The sequence below is a fragment of the Roseibium polysiphoniae genome (assembly GCF_014842925.1).
Classification (GTDB): domain Bacteria; phylum Pseudomonadota; class Alphaproteobacteria; order Rhizobiales; family Stappiaceae; genus Roseibium; species Roseibium polysiphoniae.
Window position 1 is genome coordinate 58,298 of sequence record NZ_JACYXJ010000008.1, and the last position, 16,470, is coordinate 74,767.

Genomic DNA, 16,470 nt, shown 5'->3' on the forward strand with positions numbered 1-16,470 from the left:
TCATCCCCTTCCCTGTTCAGACCAGCGCACCGGCCAGTTGCTCGACCATATCATGTGCTGTCAGGTCGATTCGGAGCGGCGTGACAGAAATGTAGCCTTCACCGACGGCATGAAGATCGCTGTTGGCGAGAATCGATTTGCCGCGGTCCTGGAAACCGAGCCAGAAATAGGGATAACCGCGGCCATCGCGGCGCTCGTCGATCGTCAGGCCAGATTGCTCGTGATGTCCCTGAACCGTCACCTTCATGCCTTTGACGTCCTCGGCGGCGCAGGCCGGGAAGTTCACGTTCAGCAGCGTGTGGCGCGGCAATGGGAAATCAATCAGCTTCTTGAACAGCTCCGGCGCATGAGCCTCGGCGGTGGCATAGTTCGGCTCACTCCCCACGTCCCAGTCGTAGGCCTGGGACACGGCAATGGAACGAATGCCGAGGATGGAAGCTTCCATCGCCCCGGCCACCGTACCCGAGTAGGTCACGTCCTCGGCGAGATTCTGGCCGCGGTTGATCCCCGAAAGGACCAGATCCGGCATGCCCGGCAGCACCTTGCGCACGCCCATGATCACGCAATCGGTCGGCGTGCCGCGCAGGGCGAAATGCCGGTCCGAAATCTCGCGCAGGCGCAAGGGATCGCTCAAGGTCAAGGAATGGGCGACACCGCTCTGATCGGTTTCGGGCGCCACCACCCAGATATCGTCGGACAGGGTCCGGGCAATGCGTTCAAGCGCGGTCAGCCCGGGTGAATGGATGCCGTCGTCGTTGGTGATCAGGATGCGCATCAGCCGATCGTCTCCAGACCATTCATGTAGGGACGCAGCACGTCCGGCACGGTGATCGAGCCGTCAGCGTTCTGGTAATTCTCCAGCACGGCGATCAGCGCGCGGCCAACGGCAACACCTGAGCCGTTGAGCGTATGGACATGACCGAGCTGCTTCGAACCTTCCGGGCGATAGCGCGCGTTCATGCGCCGGGCCTGGAAGTCGCCGCAGACCGAACAGGACGAAATTTCGCGGTAAGTGTCCTGACCGGGCAGCCAGACCTCGATGTCATAGGTCTTGCGTGCTCCAAAGCCCATGTCGCCTGTGCAAAGCGTCATCACGCGGTAATGCAGGCCAAGCTTTTTTAGCACCGTTTCCGCACAACCGAGCATGCGTTCCAGTTCATTGAGAGACTCTTCCGGCTTGGTGACCGAAACCAGCTCACACTTCATGAACTGATGCTGACGCAACATGCCGCGTGTGTCGCGGCCCGCTGAGCCCGCTTCCGAACGGAAACAATAGGTCAGCGCAGTCACGCGCATCGGCAGGGCTTCTTCCGGCATAATTTCACCGGCTGCCATATTGGTCAGCGGAACTTCTGCAGTCGGAATGAGATAGTGATCGCCATTGGTCTTGAAGAGATCTTCTTCAAACTTCGGCAACTGGCCGGTTCCGAAGAGAGCGGTGTCATGCACGAGAAGCGGCGGCGACACTTCCATGTAGCCATGCTCCTGGGTGTGCAGGTCGATCATGAACTGGCCGATGGCCCGCTCAAGACGCGCGATCTGGCCCTTCAGGAGGACGAAACGCGAGCCGGCCAATTTGGCCGCCGTCGTAAAGTCCAGACCTGCTTCGGCGCCCGAGATCTCGAAGTGTTCCTTCGGCACGAAATCCAGCACCGGCTTTTCACCAACGATCCGCAGCTCGACGTTGTCCGCCTCGTCTTCGCCTTGGGGCACATCGTCAAGGGGAAGGTTCGGAATGACCGCCATGGCGGCTTCCAGAGCGGCATTAAGCTCGCGCTCAGTGGCTTCACCGTCCTGAATGAAGGATTTGATCCCGGCGACCTCATCCTTGAGGGCCTGAGCCTTCGCTTCATCCTTGGCGGCCATCGCCTTGCCGATTTCCTTGGAGGCAGCGTTGCGCCGCTCCTGGGCTTCCTGAAGCTTGGTCACATGAGATCGGCGGGCATCGTCCAGGGCGATCAGATTGCCGGCCGAGGCCTTATAGCCCCGACGTGCAAGTGCCTTGTCGAAGGCTTCGCTGTTATCCCTGATCCATTTGATATCGAACATCGTGCTTCCCGGGCGACGCTTGAGGTGATGGCCTGACAAGCGGCGCCGGTTGCATGGTCAGTGGCGAGATCAGGCCTCTTCGGCCTCCCTCGCCTCCTCGCGTGCGGCACGCTTGCGCTCGACAAGCCGAACGGAAATGATGGAGACTTCGTAGAGAAGCAGCGTCGGCAGTGCAAGACCGATCTGCGAGATCGGATCAGGCGGCGTCAAAATGGCAGCTGCGGCAAAGGCTGCCACGATCGCGTATTTGCGCTTGTCCTTCAAACCTTCCGAGGAAACCAGCCCGGTCCGGCCCAAAAGCGTCAGCACAACCGGCAGCTGAAAGACCAGGCCGAAGGCAAAGATCAAGACCATGATCAGGCCGAGATATTCACTGACCTTGGCCAGATGCTGGATCGCTACCTGCCCTTCGCCCCCCGTCTGTTCCATGGACAGGAAGAACCCCATCGCCATGGGCATGATCAGGAAATAGACGAGACAGGCGCCGATCGCGAAGAGGATTGGCGTTGCGACCAGAAACGGCAGAAACGCCCCTTTTTCTTCCTTGTAGAGGCCAGGTGCCACGAACATGTAGATCTGGCTGGCGACCACGGGGAACGCAAGGAAGAGCGCACCGAACAGTGCAAGCTTCAACTGCGTAAAAAACCATTCCTGCGGTGCCGTGAAAATCATCTGCACAGCCGTCGGATCCGGCGCGGCGCGCAGATACGGCACCGTGAGGATGTTGTAGATATCGGTGGCGAAATAGAAGCAGACGATGAACATCAGGATGATCGCGATCACCGACTTCATCAACCGCTGACGCAGCTCGACGAGATGTTCGATCAGGGGCGCCTTCGAGGCATCGATATCTTCGTCGCTCATGCCTTGCTATCTTCCGGTGCCTGCTTGGCCGCTTCGGCGGCCGGTGGCGTATCTGCTGCAGGCGCAGCAGGTGCGGTCTTTTCTGGAGACGCCGGTGCGGCCGTGGCTGACGGCGTCGGCGGGACGGGATCAGCCATGGGTTTTGCGACCGGCTTGTCGTCCTCGATGGACTTTTTCAAGTCTCCCAGAGGATTGAAATTGCCAACGTCCTCGACCTGCTTCTTCATGTCAGCGATGTCAGCCTGTTTCTCGGCCTCACGGATCGCGTCATTGAAAGTCGACTGAAATTCGCGCGACATGCGACGCACCTTGCCCATCGTCTGGCCAAGGGTTCGCAACATGCGCGGGAGGTCTTTCGGACCGACGACGATGATCGCCACACAGGCGATCACCATAAGCTCGGTCCATCCGATATCGAACATCTAGGGTCCAGACCCGTTCGTTACAGGGATGAAGCAGGTTTGCTCAAAGGCACAGCGAGATCAGCTCGCCTTTGACTGGTCTTCGGCCTTTTCGGCGGCGACGGGTTCGCCGGCCTGATGATCAATCGTCTTGGGAGCTTCAGGCGTGCTGGAAGCCGTGTCGTCTTCCGCCATACCCTTCTTGAAGCTTTTGATACCCTTGGCGACGTCGCCCATAAGATCGGAGATCTTGCCACGTCCAAAAAGCAGGATAACGATCACCGCGATGATCAAGATCTGCCAAACACTAATGCCCATACGCCAAACTCCCGGTTCGCATAGCCTTTCGGCCGAGCGCCACTATTACAAAAAAGGCCCACTCGCCGCAACATGGTCCCTTCTAAGACCATGTGGGTATGCGGGGCCAGCATTCAATTCATCTTTTTGCCTCAAAGACCAAGACATCTTGCGGATCTGTTGCCAGATCCACGTCCATGCCGACCTCAAAACCACTGCCCGGACGCACCCTTGAGTGCAGCGGACGGTCGTGACCTTCGATGATGATTGTCAAGAGATCCACCTCGCCGACGAATCTCTTCGTTGCGATTCGCCCGGTCACGCCGGTGCTTCCAGCCGCTTTGGGCAAGATCCCGTGTGGCCGAATGCAAACATCCATCTGTGTGCCGACCGCAGCGCCCCTGGCGGCAACGAGGCCGACCGGTGTCTCGATGCCACGCTCCGTGACGATCCCGGCCATCTCGTTGAGCTCAGAGAAGAACTTGGCTGCAAAAACATCCGCAGGAGTGCTGTAGAGCTCCGCTGAACTTCCATGCTGCACAAGACGCCCCTGCCGCATGAGCGCGATCTTGTCGCCCATCCTCATGGCCTCTTCAGGATCGTGGGTAACGATGATGCAAGTGGCCCGGGTTTCGCGCAGGATGGTCATTGTCTCCTCGCGCACATTGTCCCGCAGGCGCCGATCAAGCCCCGAGAAGGGTTCGTCCATCAACAGGACGCCGGGCCGGGGCGCGATGGCGCGGGCAAGTGCAACACGCTGCTGCTCGCCGCCCGAAAGCGCATGCGGATAATCATCCGCGTAGCCCTTGAGGCCGACACGCTCCAGTGACGCAAGTGCTTCCCGGTTTGCAGCCTCTCTCGGCAGATCGCTCAGGCCGAAGAGAACATTTTCCACGATGGTCATATGCGGAAACAGCGCATAGTCCTGAAACATCAACCCAACGCCGCGCTTTTCCGGCGGAACGAAGCTCTTGGGTCCGGAGACTTCACGTCCATTGATCAGGACGCGGCCCGCGGCCTGCTGCTCGACGCCAGCGGCAATGCGCATCAAGGTGGTCTTGCCACACCCGGAGTGGCCGAGGAGGCACATCACCTCACCGGGTGCGACCTCCAGCGACAGGTCGATAACCGAGGCATTGCCATCATAGGCATGGGAGATATTCTCGAAGACGAGCCCGGCTGCGATGGTCGCACGTGCGGTGCCCCGCGCACCCCACCTCGGATCATGGCTGCCGTGTGCCAGAGCGCCTCTTTCTGAGGTCTTGTCGGTCATGTCGGTCAGGATTCCAGATCCATTTCTTCGTCGTCGAACAGATCGCCTTCTTCGAGCGGATCCTCATCCTCGTCAAGTTCTGCCGTGTCGTTGGGCGTCGGCACCATGAATGACGCCGGGATCGCGCTGTCAAGCAATCCTGCGCCCTTCAGCTCTTCCAGTCCCGGCAGGTCCTTGATGCTGTCGAGGCCGAAATGCACCAGAAACAGCTCGGTCGTGCCGTAGGTCACAGGCCGCCCGGGCGTTCTTCTGCGACCCCGCATCCTGATCCAGGACGTTTCCAGCAGCACGTCAAGCGTGCCCTTTGAGGTCGAGACCCCGCGGATTTCCTCGATCTCCGCGCGGGTTACCGGCTGGTGATAGCCGATGATTGCCAGGGTCTCCAAGGCTGCGCGAGAGAGCTTGCGCTCCTCTTCCCGGTCACGGTGCATCAAAAACGAGAGATCTTCCGCCGTCCTGAACATCCATTTGCCTGCCAGGCGCACCAGATTGACGCCCCTGGCTTCGTAATGGGTCATAAGCTCGGCCAAAAGAGACGGAACGTCGCAGCCTTTGGGCAGGCGCTCAATCAACTCGGCTTCAGACAAAGGCTCGGCGGCTGCAAAAAGCAGGGCTTCGAGCATACGTAGACCGTCACGATCAATGACCTCTTCGGCCTCCTGCTCCTCATCCGCGTCGGTGAGACCCAGAAGATCACCGTCAATTTCCATGGTTTTCTCCGGTGCTGCGCGCCCGGATATAGACCGGCGCGAAGGGTTCGCTCTGGCGGATATCGACCTGGCCTTCCCGCACCATTTCCAGACTGGCCGAGAAAGTGCTGGCAATGATGGTCGCCCGGTCTTCGTCGTCGTAGAGATAGTCGGAAAGATAGCTCTCGATCGGGGCCCATTCGCCGATGCGCCCGACCAGCCTGAGAAGCAGCTCACGGGCCTCCTGCAAGGACCAGACATTGCGGCGCAGGACGCGAACCGATGTCACCGCATGACGTTGTCTCTGGGTCGCATAGGCGGACAGCAGTTCATAGACCGTTGCGGACCAGATACTCTTGCGTTCCACGGAAGTGGTTTCAGGCATACCACGCGCGTAGAAATCGCGTCCAAGCCGATCACGTGCCATCAATTTGGCGGAGGCCTCTCGCATGGCTTCCAGGCGTCGCAGTCGAAACGCGAGCGCTGCCGCCAGCTCCTCGCCGGTTGGCTCGTCCTCGTCCTTTTGCTCCGGCAAGAGAAGCCGCGACTTCAGGTACGCAAGCCAGGCGGCCATGACCAGGTAATCGGCTGCAAGCTCGAGACGCATTCGGCGCGCCTCATTGACGAAGATCAGATATTGCTCGACCAGAGCCAGAATGGAAATGCGCGCCAGATCGACCTTCTGAGTGCGCGCGAGAGACAAGAGGAGATCCAGCGGCCCTTCAAAGCCGTCGACGTCGACCACCAATTCGGGATCCGAGGACGCGCGATCGCTCTCCAGTGCCGAACTGAGCAGATCCTGGTCGTCTCCTGTTTCCATCCTCAGTTTCGTTCCCACTTGCCAGACTGATCAGGCATAGCCCTCACCGATCAGCACCTGAAGGCGCGCGCGCGCTGCCGTCTCATCAAACTCCGGATCCACCGGTTTCAACTCGGCCAAAGCCTTTGCACAGCGGACCTCCGCCAGGCCTGACAGCTTCGGCGCGACGTCGGCAACGGCCTCCATTTCCGCCAGTTCACCGTTACAATGAAGCACAAGATCACAGCCCGCGCCAAAGGTTGCTGCGCATCTTTCGCGCATATCCCCACCAAGCGCCTTCATGGAGATATCGTCGCTCATCAGACATCCCGAAAAGCCTATCTTGCCGCGAATGAGGGTTTCTATGACTGCAGCGCTCTGGGTCGCGGGCGCCTGAGGATCAACGTCCGGGAAAAGGATGTGCGCCGTCATCGCCAGCGGAAACCGATTCAGCGCCTTGAACGGCACGAAATCGACCGCCTGGAGCTCCTCGAGTGTCGCATCGACCCTCGGCATCTCAAGATGGCTGTCGACCACGGCCCGGCCATGACCCGGCAAGTGCTTGAGCACCGGGAGCACGCCTCCGGACAGCAATCCCGCACAAACCTGCTCGCCAAGGTCGGCGACCACTTTGGGATCGCTGGAAATTGAGCGATCCCCGATGGCATCCACCATGCCCTCAAAGGCAACGTCCAACAGGGGCAGACAGTCCACGGTGATCCCAAGCTTGCGAAGGTCGCAGGCGATAAGCCTTGCGCCAAGAGCCGCAGCTTCACGCCCGCGTTCCGGATCGGCCTGGTAGAGATCCCCAAAGAGTTTCTGGGGCGGATATTTCGACCAATACGGCGGGCGCAGTCGTTGGACGCGGCCTCCCTCCTGATCAATCAGCACCGGGGCATCCGCACGGGAAACTGAATCCCGGAACGAGCTCACCAGCTTGGTGATCTGATCAGGCGTCTCGCAATTGCGCCGGAACAGAATCAGCCCCCAGGGGTCATGTTCCCGGAAAAACGCGATTTCCGACGCCGTCAGGGCAGTCCCTGCGCATCCACTGATAAATGCCTTGGTCATGCCAAGGCCTTAGCTTTGCAGCCCGGGCGGGTCAAGTTCGCCACAAGATCCCGCGCCGCCCTCAAACGTTGGAGTGTCTTGCGCTTGCAGCGCTCACCGGACCATAAAGAGGCACCATCAGCTTTGCGGAGTTTCCATGCGCGCCCATCCAGACATTCCAGCCGGCACACTCCATCGCCTGACCATTGCCTCCAAGATCCTCCATAGGAACATGCTCGGCGATCCGGCAGCGCGCGAGGTCGTCGTCTACATCCCCAATGGTCACAAGGGAGAGGGCCTGCCGCTTTTGGTCGACCTCGTCGGCTATACCTCCGGTGGTCCGGCCCATGTGAACTGGAAGAATTTTGGCGAGAATGTTCCAGAACGCCTGGACCGCTTGATCCATGAAGGCGTCTTGCCGCCGGTCGCAGTCGCTTTTCCTGACTGCTTCACGCGGCTGGGAGGCAATCAATACATCGACAGCGCTGCGATGGGACCCTGGGCGACGTTCTTGACAACAGAGATGCTGGAGGCCGTCGAAAGCCAATTTGGCTGCGGAGGCGCAGGAAAACGCGCATGTTTTGGAAAATCCTCCGGCGGCTATGGTTCCATGGTCCATGCCATGTTGCATTCGGACGTCTGGTCCGCCGCGGCCTGCCTGTCAGGAGATATGGCGTTCGAGCTCTGCTACCTGCCGGAAATGCCGAGCGCCTTGCGCTCCCTTCAACGCAAGGGATCGATCGAGGCTTTTGTGCGCGATTTCGAGACGGGCCCAAAATACTCCGGTTCGGCCATGCATGATCTCATGACGTTTGCCATGGCGGCGACCTATGACCCCGATCCCGACGCCTTCTGCGGCATCCGGCTGCCTGTCACCTCTGACACGTGCGAGGTCATCGATGACCTTTGGGCCAACTGGTTGGCCTGGGATCCGGTCGTGATGGCGGACAAGCATTCCGATGCGCTGAAGTCCCTGAAGGGGCTCTGGATCGAGTGCGGCAACGTCGATCAGTACAATCTGGTCCACGGCGCGCGGCGACTGACAAGGAAGCTTCACGCCGCCGACGTGCCCCACGTCTATGAGGAATTCGACGACAACCACTCGTCCATCGACTATCGAATGGACAAGTGCCTTCCCTATCTGGCGAATGCCTTGCTCAGCTAAGCTGGCCAAGGTTGCGATACCAAAACGAAAAGGCCGGTGATTTGCTTCACCGGCCTTTTCAATTCAGTTTTGCGATATCGATCAGTTTCGCCGAACGAAACAGTCTCCGCCAGCTGCCTGAAGTGATTCACACAAGCTGAGCGCCTCGGCACGCGACCCCATCGGGATCCGTGCACGGTAGAATGTGCCTCGGTCCTGAATGGCGGCGGAGACGATCACAGCACTCTGCGCACCAAGGATCGACGGATAGCGCTGTTGAAGGCTTGAATAGGCATCTCGTGCGGCAGTCTCCGACCGCTGCGAGGTCACCTGAACCACATAGGTGCCCGCCGGGATCGAACCGCTGCTGGTCGAGACAGCTGGTGCTGTCGCTTGCGGCGCAGCTGCAACAGGCGCCTGCTGGCCAGCAGAACTGTTCAGATCAAGCGGACCACTCTGCGTGGTCGCCTGAGGTGCACTTGCCACCTGAACAGGAGCCGCAGGCTTCTTCTTGGGCAAGATCGTTGGAATATCAGCAGGCTGAACAGGCAGCGAAGTTTCGTCAGGCGTTGCGACGATCGCCGGCGTTCCCGGAACCGGGGTGTTCAGGTCCGGTGCCGCAACAGCGGGCTCCGGTGGCGTGACAGCCGCTGGTGTAGGCACAGCTGCCACCGGCGTGGTGACATCGGGCTGTGTGGTCGCCACAGGGGGGGTCGTTACCGGCGTGGTGGAAACGGTCCTGGGTGCTGGCGTATCCGGCGCTGAAACGATCGTTCCATCAGGCCGCACGACCAGCGTCCGCACCTTCTTGGGGGCTCCTGGAACAAGCGGGTCCGCCGTGGCGACGCCGTCTGGTGCCGGCGGCAATTCTGCAGGCCGTGTGTTTTCAGGCAGGACAAGACGCTCGCGCGACGTGTCCTCACCATTGCCCACACGATCATAGATCAGCTTGGACGTTTGGCTTTCCGCCTCCGGCTGCGCGTCCGGATAGACCTTGAGTGGTCCGTCGAGCCCGGCGATGACCGGTGGCGGACCGTCAGGCACGGTGACCGCAGACCCGTCCATAAACATGAAGACACCGCCACCAAGAACAGCGATCGCCAAAACGGCAGCAGCGGCATAGATGCCTTTACGAGAAGCTTCCTGCTGCGGCGCAGCGGCCTTTTCCGCCTTTGTATGTGGCGGCAAAACACCAGCGGAGCCGAGGGTCGGATCACTCTCCTGCATGGCCTTGGCGACCGCATCGAGATCATATCCTTCAGGCGGCGGAGGTGTCTCGTCCTCGTTCACATAGGTAGGAACGGCAGCGGCTGCAGCCGGCCAGGCCATGTCATCAATGTCGTCGGCAGCCGGCTCTGCAGCAGCTGCCATTTGAGACGGCGGCTGCAGGTCGGCAAAAAGATTGTCGAATGGATCAGCTGTGGCACCGTCCGCTTCAGCAGGCGCACCGACTGTTGCGACGGCACCAAGTTCGGCGAAGAGATCGTCTTCCGAAATCGGGCTCGTGCGGAGCGGCGTCTCGTCAAGGCTTCTCGCCGTCAGCGCATCTGCACTTTCCACGTTCTCAGCCGTCGTTTCGGGAACAGCTGTAACCTCAGCGGCAAGAGCAGCCTCATCCAGAGCAAAGCTGTTTTGGGCCGACAGGTTCTCATAAGAAGTCTGAGCAGGCTCAACATGAACCTCCGCAGAATAGGCTTCGGCGGGCGCGACAGGAGCGACATCGGGAGCCGGCGTTTCTGCAAAATGGTAGTCTGCAGGCTGTCCTCTGGACAGAGTGTCGTCAATCACAGGTTCGGCGAATGAAGGCTCAGCGGTCAGCTGAGGCGCTGCAACTGGAGAATCGAAGTTCTGCCTGAACGCCCCGATAAGCTCATCCTCGAGCTCAGCCGTCAGACTGTTTTCAAGATCCAGGGCAACGCCACTTTCAAGCGTGCTCTCTGGAATATCGAGACCCAGGTCATCCGCCGACTGAACGTCGACATCAAATGCTGGATTTGCGTTTGCATCATGTGCATCAAAGCGCACGTTGATGTCCGGCTGAGGCGCATAGTCGACATCCGCCTGCTTGGCCGAAAGAGGAGCCACTTCAGCGACCGTTTGCGCGGTGTGCGCCACGTCGTGCTGAGCAGGCGCGCCATAGTCGAATGTCGGCTCGACCCTGTCCCCAGACCTGTCGTTGGCCACTACAGACGGTGCAGCCGGCTCGCCCAGATCCTCCAGGCCAGCAAAATAGTCAGTCTGACCCACGCGGTCGCCGCCGACACCTGCGCCAGGCTGCCTGTTGCGGTTCACGATTCGCGCCAATTCAACCAGCGGGTCTTCCGCCGGCTGATCGTCGCCAGTCGCACCCACCGGCTCTACCGGCGGCACATCTGAGGTCGGATAGTTGTTGTCTTTTGCCATGGGCGTAATGCAATCCGGCCGATCTTCTTCGGTCCCAGCTTGTGGCTGGCAGACCTCCTGTCAATACTTCAGCGCATTTCCTCAGGTGCGTCCACACCCAGAATCGCGAGACCTGAAGCAAGCACCAAGGATACGGCACGGACCAGGGCAAGACGCGCTACGGTTAATTTGGTGTTGTCAGCGTTAATAAAACGTAATTGCGGCAATTCCTTGCCTCGATTCCAGTGTCCATGCAAGGAACTGGCGAGGTCATAAAGGTAGAACGCGACCCTGTGCGGTTCATGTGTTTCCGCGGATGCATCGACGATCTTAGGCCATTCGGCCATCTTCGCAATAAGATCGAGTTCTCCACTGTCATCGAGCAGCGAAAAGTCGGCTTTTGCCAGTTCTGAGTCGGATGCATCGAGATTCGGCAACTCTTCGCCTGCCTGCCTCAGCACGGAACAGCACCTTGCGTGGCCATACTGGACATAGAAAACGGGGTTGTCTTTCGACTGCTCCGTGACCTTCTGAAAGTCGAAGTCGAGCGGTGCGTCGTTTTTCCGATAAAGCATCATGAAGCGGACCGGATCGCGTCCCACCTCCTCAACCACATCCCGCAGAGTGACGAAGTCACCAGACCGCTTGGACATCTTGACCGGTTCACCGGCACGGAAGAGCTTCACGAGCTGACACAGGCGAACGATCACCTCGGACTTGCCGCCCGAAATGGCCTTGCCCACGGCCTGTAGCCGCTTGACATAGCCGCCGTGGTCCGCGCCGAGAATGTAGATCATCTCATCAAAGCCACGCAGGTACTTGTCGCGGAAATAGGCCACATCGGCGGCAAAATAAGTGTAGGAACCGTCCGACTTCTTCAGGGCACGGTCGGTGTCGTCGCCGAAGTCCGAGGCCCTGAACAGCGTTTGCTCACGATCTTCCCAGTCCTCGGGCATCTGCCCCTTGGGCGGCGGCAAGGTGCCTTCATAGATCAGGCCGTCACCGCGCAAAGCTTCGAGCATCTCGTCGATCTTCGACGGTGCGTTGCCCTCATGCGCATGAAGTGTCTTTTCTGAAAAGAAGACATCATGCTTGACGTTCAGTTGCAGAAGATCCTGGCGGATCAGATCCATCATGGCCGACACTGCATCCGCCTTGACGATCTCCATCCTCTCGACCTTCGGCATCGCCTTCAGAGCGTCCTTGTGGAGCTCTGCCAGTTTTTCGCCAACTGGCTTCAGATAGTCGCCGGGATAAAGGCCTGCAGGGATCTCGCCGATGTCTTCACCAAGCGCTTCGCGGTAGCGCAGGAAGGCGCTTTCGGCGAGCGTATCGATCTGCGAACCGGCGTCATTGATGTAATACTCACGGACCACAACGTAGCCAGAGTAGGCCAGAAGGTTTGCCAGAGCATCGCCGACGACGGCGCCGCGGGTATGCCCTACGTGCATCGGGCCGGTGGGATTTGCCGAAACATATTCGACATTCACCTTCTTGCCGTCGCCGCGTGACGAGCGGCCAAAGTCCAGCCCACTAGCGACAACTGATGCGAGAACACGCTGCCACGCGGACGGAGCGAGGCGCATATTGATGAAACCTGGGCCGGCAACGGAGACTTCCGTGATGTCCGCATCTTCGCGCAGCGCTTCGGCCAGCTTGTCGGCAAGATCGCGCGGCTTCATGCCGACCTGCTTCGCCAAGACCATGGCGGCATTGGTCGCCAAGTCGCCATGCGCAGGATCGCGCGGTGACTCCACGGTGACGCGAGAAAGGTCGGGCGATGTGCCTTCGGGCCCTTTCAGAGCGAGAGTGGAGACCACGGCTTTAACGCGCTCGGAGAATTCGGCGAAAATATTCATAACCATCCAACCGGCTGGAACAAGAAACACAACGGCCCCGCGCGCTGCGGGCTTTGATGCCCGGCGCTGCGAGGGCCGATCCGACGTGCGAACTAACCCAAATCGGGTGTATCGTCAAACAATCTGCGGTGTTCGTCTATGGCGAAGCGGTCGGTCATGCCCGCGATATAGTCGCATACCCTGCGTGCCACCTGCTCTTCCTTCAGCCCCTCAAGGCCGTCACACCAGGGCGTGGGCATGGCCTGTGGCTCGGCCCTGAACCGGCTGAAGAGATCGCGAACGACCCGAGAAACCTGCCTGCGCACCGCAAGGACATCCTCGTGACGATAGACCCGGGCAAAGAGGAACTTCTTCACCTCTTTTTCCGCGGCAGCCATATCTGGTGAAAAGTCAACAATGCAATGGCCGGCACTGCGGATGTCGTTCGTCGATTTTGGATCGAGTGCCTTGAGCCGTTTCAAAGCTTCGGCGATCACATCTTCGACCATGCGGGTGATCGACCGGCGCACGATCTCATGAATCCGCCTGCTTTCTTCAAGCCCCGGATATTTGCTGTCGACCTCATCCAGTATCGAGGCGAGATACGGTACGTCCCGCATTTCCTCAATGGCGAAGAGCCCTGCCCGCAGTCCATCGTCCAGATCATGGGCGTCATAAGCGATGTCGTCTGCGATGGCCGCGGCCTGCGCTTCAGCCGAAGGCCACGTGTCCAGCAGAAGGTCCTGCTTTTCGGCGTAAGCGCGAATGGCGAATGGCAGCTCACTGTCCTTGAACTTGCCCAGAGGCGCGCCCTCCTCTGACAGAAGTGGACCATTGTGCTTGACCAAGCCTTCAAGGGTTTCCCAGGCAAGGTTCAACCCGTCAAACTCTGCGTAGCGCTGTTCCAGCGACGTCACGACCCGTAGGGACTGGGCGTTGTGATCGAAGCCGCCATAGGGCGCCATGCATTCATGCATCACGTCTTCACCTTCATGACCGAAGGGCGTGTGACCAAGGTCATGGGCCAACGCCAGGCACTCGGCCAGATCCTCATCCAGCCGCAAGGCGCGCGCCAGGGATCGCGCGATCTGCGAGACCTCGATCGTGTGGGTCAGGCGGGTTCGGAAGTGATCGCCTTCATGATAGACAAACACCTGTGTCTTGTGCTTCAGGCGGCGAAATGCGGAGGAATGGATGATCCTGTCCCTGTCGCGCTGAAAGGGCGTGCGGGTTGGGCTTTCCGGCTCGGGACAAAGGCGTCCACGGCTCTCGAAGGGCGCCTGTGCAAAAATCGCGCGCGACTGAGCGCCAAACCCGAGATCGGCTTCCATTTCTTCTCCTGAACAAGTCACTTTTTCGCCCGCAACGCTGCTTCCCGTTTGCCGGTCATTGACGCAAGCCCTTCCAAACCATACCTATCGGTAGGAGACGATATGTTTTCGGCAGGCTCAGGTATTCCATTCGGCTTCGGCAAAGGAAGACTGCAGTTTGCAATGAGGCCCTTACTCGCACCATGGCTGCAAGATGACCGAAACACTTGAACATCCCGTAACAGTCAGCGACAGCGCTGCCAAGCGGATCGCCAAGATTATCGAAAGTGAACCCAAGGGCACTGCTCTGCGCGTCAGCGTCGAGGGTGGCGGCTGTTCTGGCCTGCAGTACAAGTACGATCTTGTCACTGACCGGGAGGACGACGACCTTGTCCTTGAGAAGAACGGCATCGAGGTGCTGATTGATTCGGTCTCCCTGCAATATATGTCCGGGTCGCAGATTGATTTCGTGGATGACCTCATCGGTCAGGCGTTTCAGATCAACAACCCCAACGCAGTCGCAGGCTGCGGATGTGGAACCAGCTTCACCATCTGACCCAACACATGTTGCCACTGGCTGTGGATTCGCTGCCGGAAAGCCGGATGGGCGCGACAACCACCTTTGTCAGATGCTAGACAAGGCCATTCACAAACAAGCTGGATGGGCTTTCGATGAAAATTGCCACCTGGAACATCAATGGCGTGAAGGCGCGCATCGACGTGGTGTTGGAATGGCTGAAGGAAGCCCAGCCCGACGTCGCGTGTTTTCAGGAAATAAAATCGATCGACGAGAACTTTCCTCGTCAGGCCATTGAGGACCTTGGCTACAACGTCGAAACACATGGCCAGAAGAGCTTCAACGGTGTCGCACTCCTGTCCAAACTGCCCCTTGAAGACGTACAGCGCGGGTTGCCCGGCGACGACAGCGACGAACAGGCGCGGTACGTCGAGGCCAGCGTCTCCAGCGAGAGCGGCGCGATCCGTTTTGGCTGCCTTTACCTCCCCAATGGCAATCCGCTTGGCACAGAGAAATTTCCTTACAAACTCGGCTGGATGGATCGTCTGATCGAACATGCCAAGCTTCGGCTTGCCGAAGAAACACCCTTTCTTCTGCTCGGTGACTACAACGTCATTCCTGATCCCGTCGATGCGGCGCGGCCGGAAGTCTGGGTGGACGACGCCCTGTTTCAGCCAGAAAGCCGCCAGAAATTCCGCACCCTGCTGAACCTTGGCATGACGGAGACCGTCCGTGCCTGCTCAGAGGCGCCGCAAACCTACACCTTCTGGGACTATCAGGCCGGCGCCTGGCAGAAGAACAACGGCATCCGCATTGACCATATCCTGCTGTCGCCGGAAGCCACAGACCGACTGAACGGCTGCGGGATCGACAAACATGTCCGCGGCTGGGAAAAACCGTCTGACCATGTGCCGGTTTGGGTTGATCTGGCCGCCTGAGGAAACTTCGCCTCCCGGGCAGCAAAAACCGGCTGACCCTGCCCCTTTCGGAGATACTGGATATGGATCTCGCCTCCCTGGCGCTTTTCGCCACCGCGCTTTTCCTCGCTGCCGGTTCTCCTGGCCCCAGCATCGCCGCGCTCGTTTCTCGCGTCATCACGCGAGGACATCGCGATGTCCTGCCTTTTCTCGCCGCCATGTGGATTGGGGAAGCAATCTGGCTCTCCTGCGCCGTCTGGGGCATGTCGGCCCTGATCGAGACCTTTCAACCTGCGTTCGTCGTGATCAAATGGCTTGGCGTCGCCTACCTTCTGTTTCTTGCCTGGAAGATGTGGACCTCGCCTGACCATATCGACTCTGGCGTCGAATTGCCGAAAACACCTCCGCTTCAGATGTTCCTTAGCGGGCTTGCCGTCACGCTCGGCAATCCCAAGATCATGCTGTTTTACGTGGCGCTGTTGCCCACCATCATCAGCCTGAAAGGGATGACCCTGGGAAGCTGGGGCAGCCTCGTGGCCGTCATGATTGCGGTCCTGCTCACGATCGATCTGATTTGGGTTTTCGCTGCGTCTCAGGCCCGGCGCCTTCTACGCAATGCAAAGGCAGTGCGACTCGCCCACAGGATCGGCGCAGGCATGATGACCGGAACAGCTGCTGCAATCGCAACGCGTTGAAGAAAGGTAGCAGGCCTTCTCTGCCCATGCGCTGCGTGCTATGTTTTTGAGGCAATGGGATAGTCAAACGGCGCTTGCTGCCCGCATTGGCGCAAATCGGGCACACTTCCAGCTTCAAGGTCCTGCTAGCAGCAACCTTTGGCAGCCTCTCGCTTTTGGCTGGTTCAGGAGCAAATGCGGCAGATTGCACCTGCCGCTATCTTGGACAGGACTACCAAGTGGGCGAACTGATCTGCCTGAAGAGC

Annotated in this window: 16 protein-coding genes; 4 read left to right on the forward strand and 12 right to left on the reverse strand. The window is 59.4% G+C overall.

Annotation, left to right across the window (positions count from 1 at the left end):
- Positions 1-16: 16 nt before the first annotated feature.
- The 9 genes from surE to nagZ all read right to left on the reverse strand — a co-directional run bounded on the left by surE (position 17) and on the right by nagZ (position 7,443).
- A complete protein-coding gene (surE, locus tag IG617_RS20915; protein WP_192111185.1) occupies positions 17-775 on the reverse strand; it encodes a 5'/3'-nucleotidase SurE in 759 nt (252 codons plus the stop codon).
- The gene (serS, locus tag IG617_RS20920; RefSeq protein WP_192111186.1) at positions 775-2,049 is read right to left on the reverse strand and encodes a serine--tRNA ligase; all 1,275 of its coding nucleotides are present in this window, start codon (positions 2,047-2,049) and stop codon (positions 775-777) included. Before serS ends, surE begins: the two co-directional genes overlap by 1 nt.
- Positions 2,050-2,118: 69 nt before the next feature.
- On the reverse strand, positions 2,119-2,913 hold the full coding sequence (tatC, locus tag IG617_RS20925) for a twin-arginine translocase subunit TatC (protein WP_153769301.1): 795 nt from the start codon (positions 2,911-2,913) through the stop codon (positions 2,119-2,121).
- Complete coding sequence (gene tatB / locus IG617_RS20930) at positions 2,910-3,335, reverse strand: Sec-independent protein translocase protein TatB (RefSeq protein WP_192111187.1); 426 nt, start codon at positions 3,333-3,335, stop codon at positions 2,910-2,912. The genes tatC and tatB overlap by 4 nt, the downstream gene beginning before the upstream one ends.
- A 60-nt stretch (positions 3,336-3,395) precedes the next feature.
- Complete coding sequence (locus tag IG617_RS20935) at positions 3,396-3,632, reverse strand: twin-arginine translocase TatA/TatE family subunit (protein WP_192111188.1); 237 nt, start codon at positions 3,630-3,632, stop codon at positions 3,396-3,398.
- A gap of 118 nt (positions 3,633-3,750) precedes the next feature.
- The gene (locus IG617_RS20940; RefSeq protein WP_192111189.1) at positions 3,751-4,884 is read right to left on the reverse strand and encodes an ABC transporter ATP-binding protein; all 1,134 of its coding nucleotides are present in this window, start codon (positions 4,882-4,884) and stop codon (positions 3,751-3,753) included.
- 5 nt (positions 4,885-4,889) lie between these two features.
- Entirely contained in the window at positions 4,890-5,594 is a 705-nt protein-coding gene (scpB, locus tag IG617_RS20945) for an SMC-Scp complex subunit ScpB (protein WP_192111190.1), read from the reverse strand.
- On the reverse strand, positions 5,584-6,393 hold the full coding sequence (locus IG617_RS20950; protein ID WP_192111191.1) for a segregation and condensation protein A: 810 nt from the start codon (positions 6,391-6,393) through the stop codon (positions 5,584-5,586). The genes scpB and IG617_RS20950 overlap by 11 nt, the downstream gene beginning before the upstream one ends.
- Positions 6,394-6,423: 30 nt before the next feature.
- A complete protein-coding gene (gene nagZ / locus IG617_RS20955) occupies positions 6,424-7,443 on the reverse strand; it encodes a beta-N-acetylhexosaminidase (RefSeq protein WP_192111192.1) in 1,020 nt (339 codons plus the stop codon).
- Positions 7,444-7,579: 136 nt separating this feature from the next.
- Between nagZ and IG617_RS20960 the strand changes: the two genes are divergently transcribed.
- Positions 7,580-8,587: an alpha/beta hydrolase gene (locus tag IG617_RS20960; RefSeq protein WP_192111193.1), complete on the forward strand. Its 1,008-nt coding sequence runs from the start codon at positions 7,580-7,582 to the stop codon at positions 8,585-8,587.
- An 81-nt stretch (positions 8,588-8,668) separates the two neighbouring features.
- Here IG617_RS20960 and IG617_RS20965 read toward each other — a convergent pair whose 3' ends face one another.
- From IG617_RS20965 to IG617_RS20975, 3 genes are all read right to left on the reverse strand, one after another.
- Positions 8,669-10,969, reverse strand: a complete 2,301-nt coding sequence (locus tag IG617_RS20965) for an SPOR domain-containing protein (protein ID WP_192111194.1) — start codon at positions 10,967-10,969, stop codon at positions 8,669-8,671.
- A gap of 68 nt (positions 10,970-11,037) precedes the next feature.
- Positions 11,038-12,807, reverse strand: coding sequence for an arginine--tRNA ligase (argS, locus tag IG617_RS20970; RefSeq protein ID WP_192111195.1), 1,770 nt, complete (start codon positions 12,805-12,807; stop codon positions 11,038-11,040).
- Between the two features lie 92 nt (positions 12,808-12,899).
- Positions 12,900-14,117: a deoxyguanosinetriphosphate triphosphohydrolase gene (locus IG617_RS20975; RefSeq protein WP_192111196.1), complete on the reverse strand. Its 1,218-nt coding sequence runs from the start codon at positions 14,115-14,117 to the stop codon at positions 12,900-12,902.
- A gap of 193 nt (positions 14,118-14,310) precedes the next feature.
- Here IG617_RS20975 and erpA point away from each other — a divergent pair, with 193 nt between their 5' ends.
- The 3 genes from erpA (at position 14,311) to IG617_RS20990 (ending at position 16,225) form a co-directional block, all read left to right on the forward strand.
- Positions 14,311-14,652, forward strand: coding sequence for an iron-sulfur cluster insertion protein ErpA (gene erpA / locus IG617_RS20980; RefSeq protein WP_192111197.1), 342 nt, complete (start codon positions 14,311-14,313; stop codon positions 14,650-14,652).
- 116 nt (positions 14,653-14,768) lie between these two features.
- A complete protein-coding gene (xth, locus tag IG617_RS20985) occupies positions 14,769-15,551 on the forward strand; it encodes an exodeoxyribonuclease III (protein WP_192111198.1) in 783 nt (260 codons plus the stop codon).
- Between the two features lie 62 nt (positions 15,552-15,613).
- Positions 15,614-16,225, forward strand: a complete 612-nt coding sequence (locus IG617_RS20990; protein WP_192111199.1) for a LysE family translocator — start codon at positions 15,614-15,616, stop codon at positions 16,223-16,225.
- The last annotated feature ends 245 nt before the right edge of the window (positions 16,226-16,470 follow it).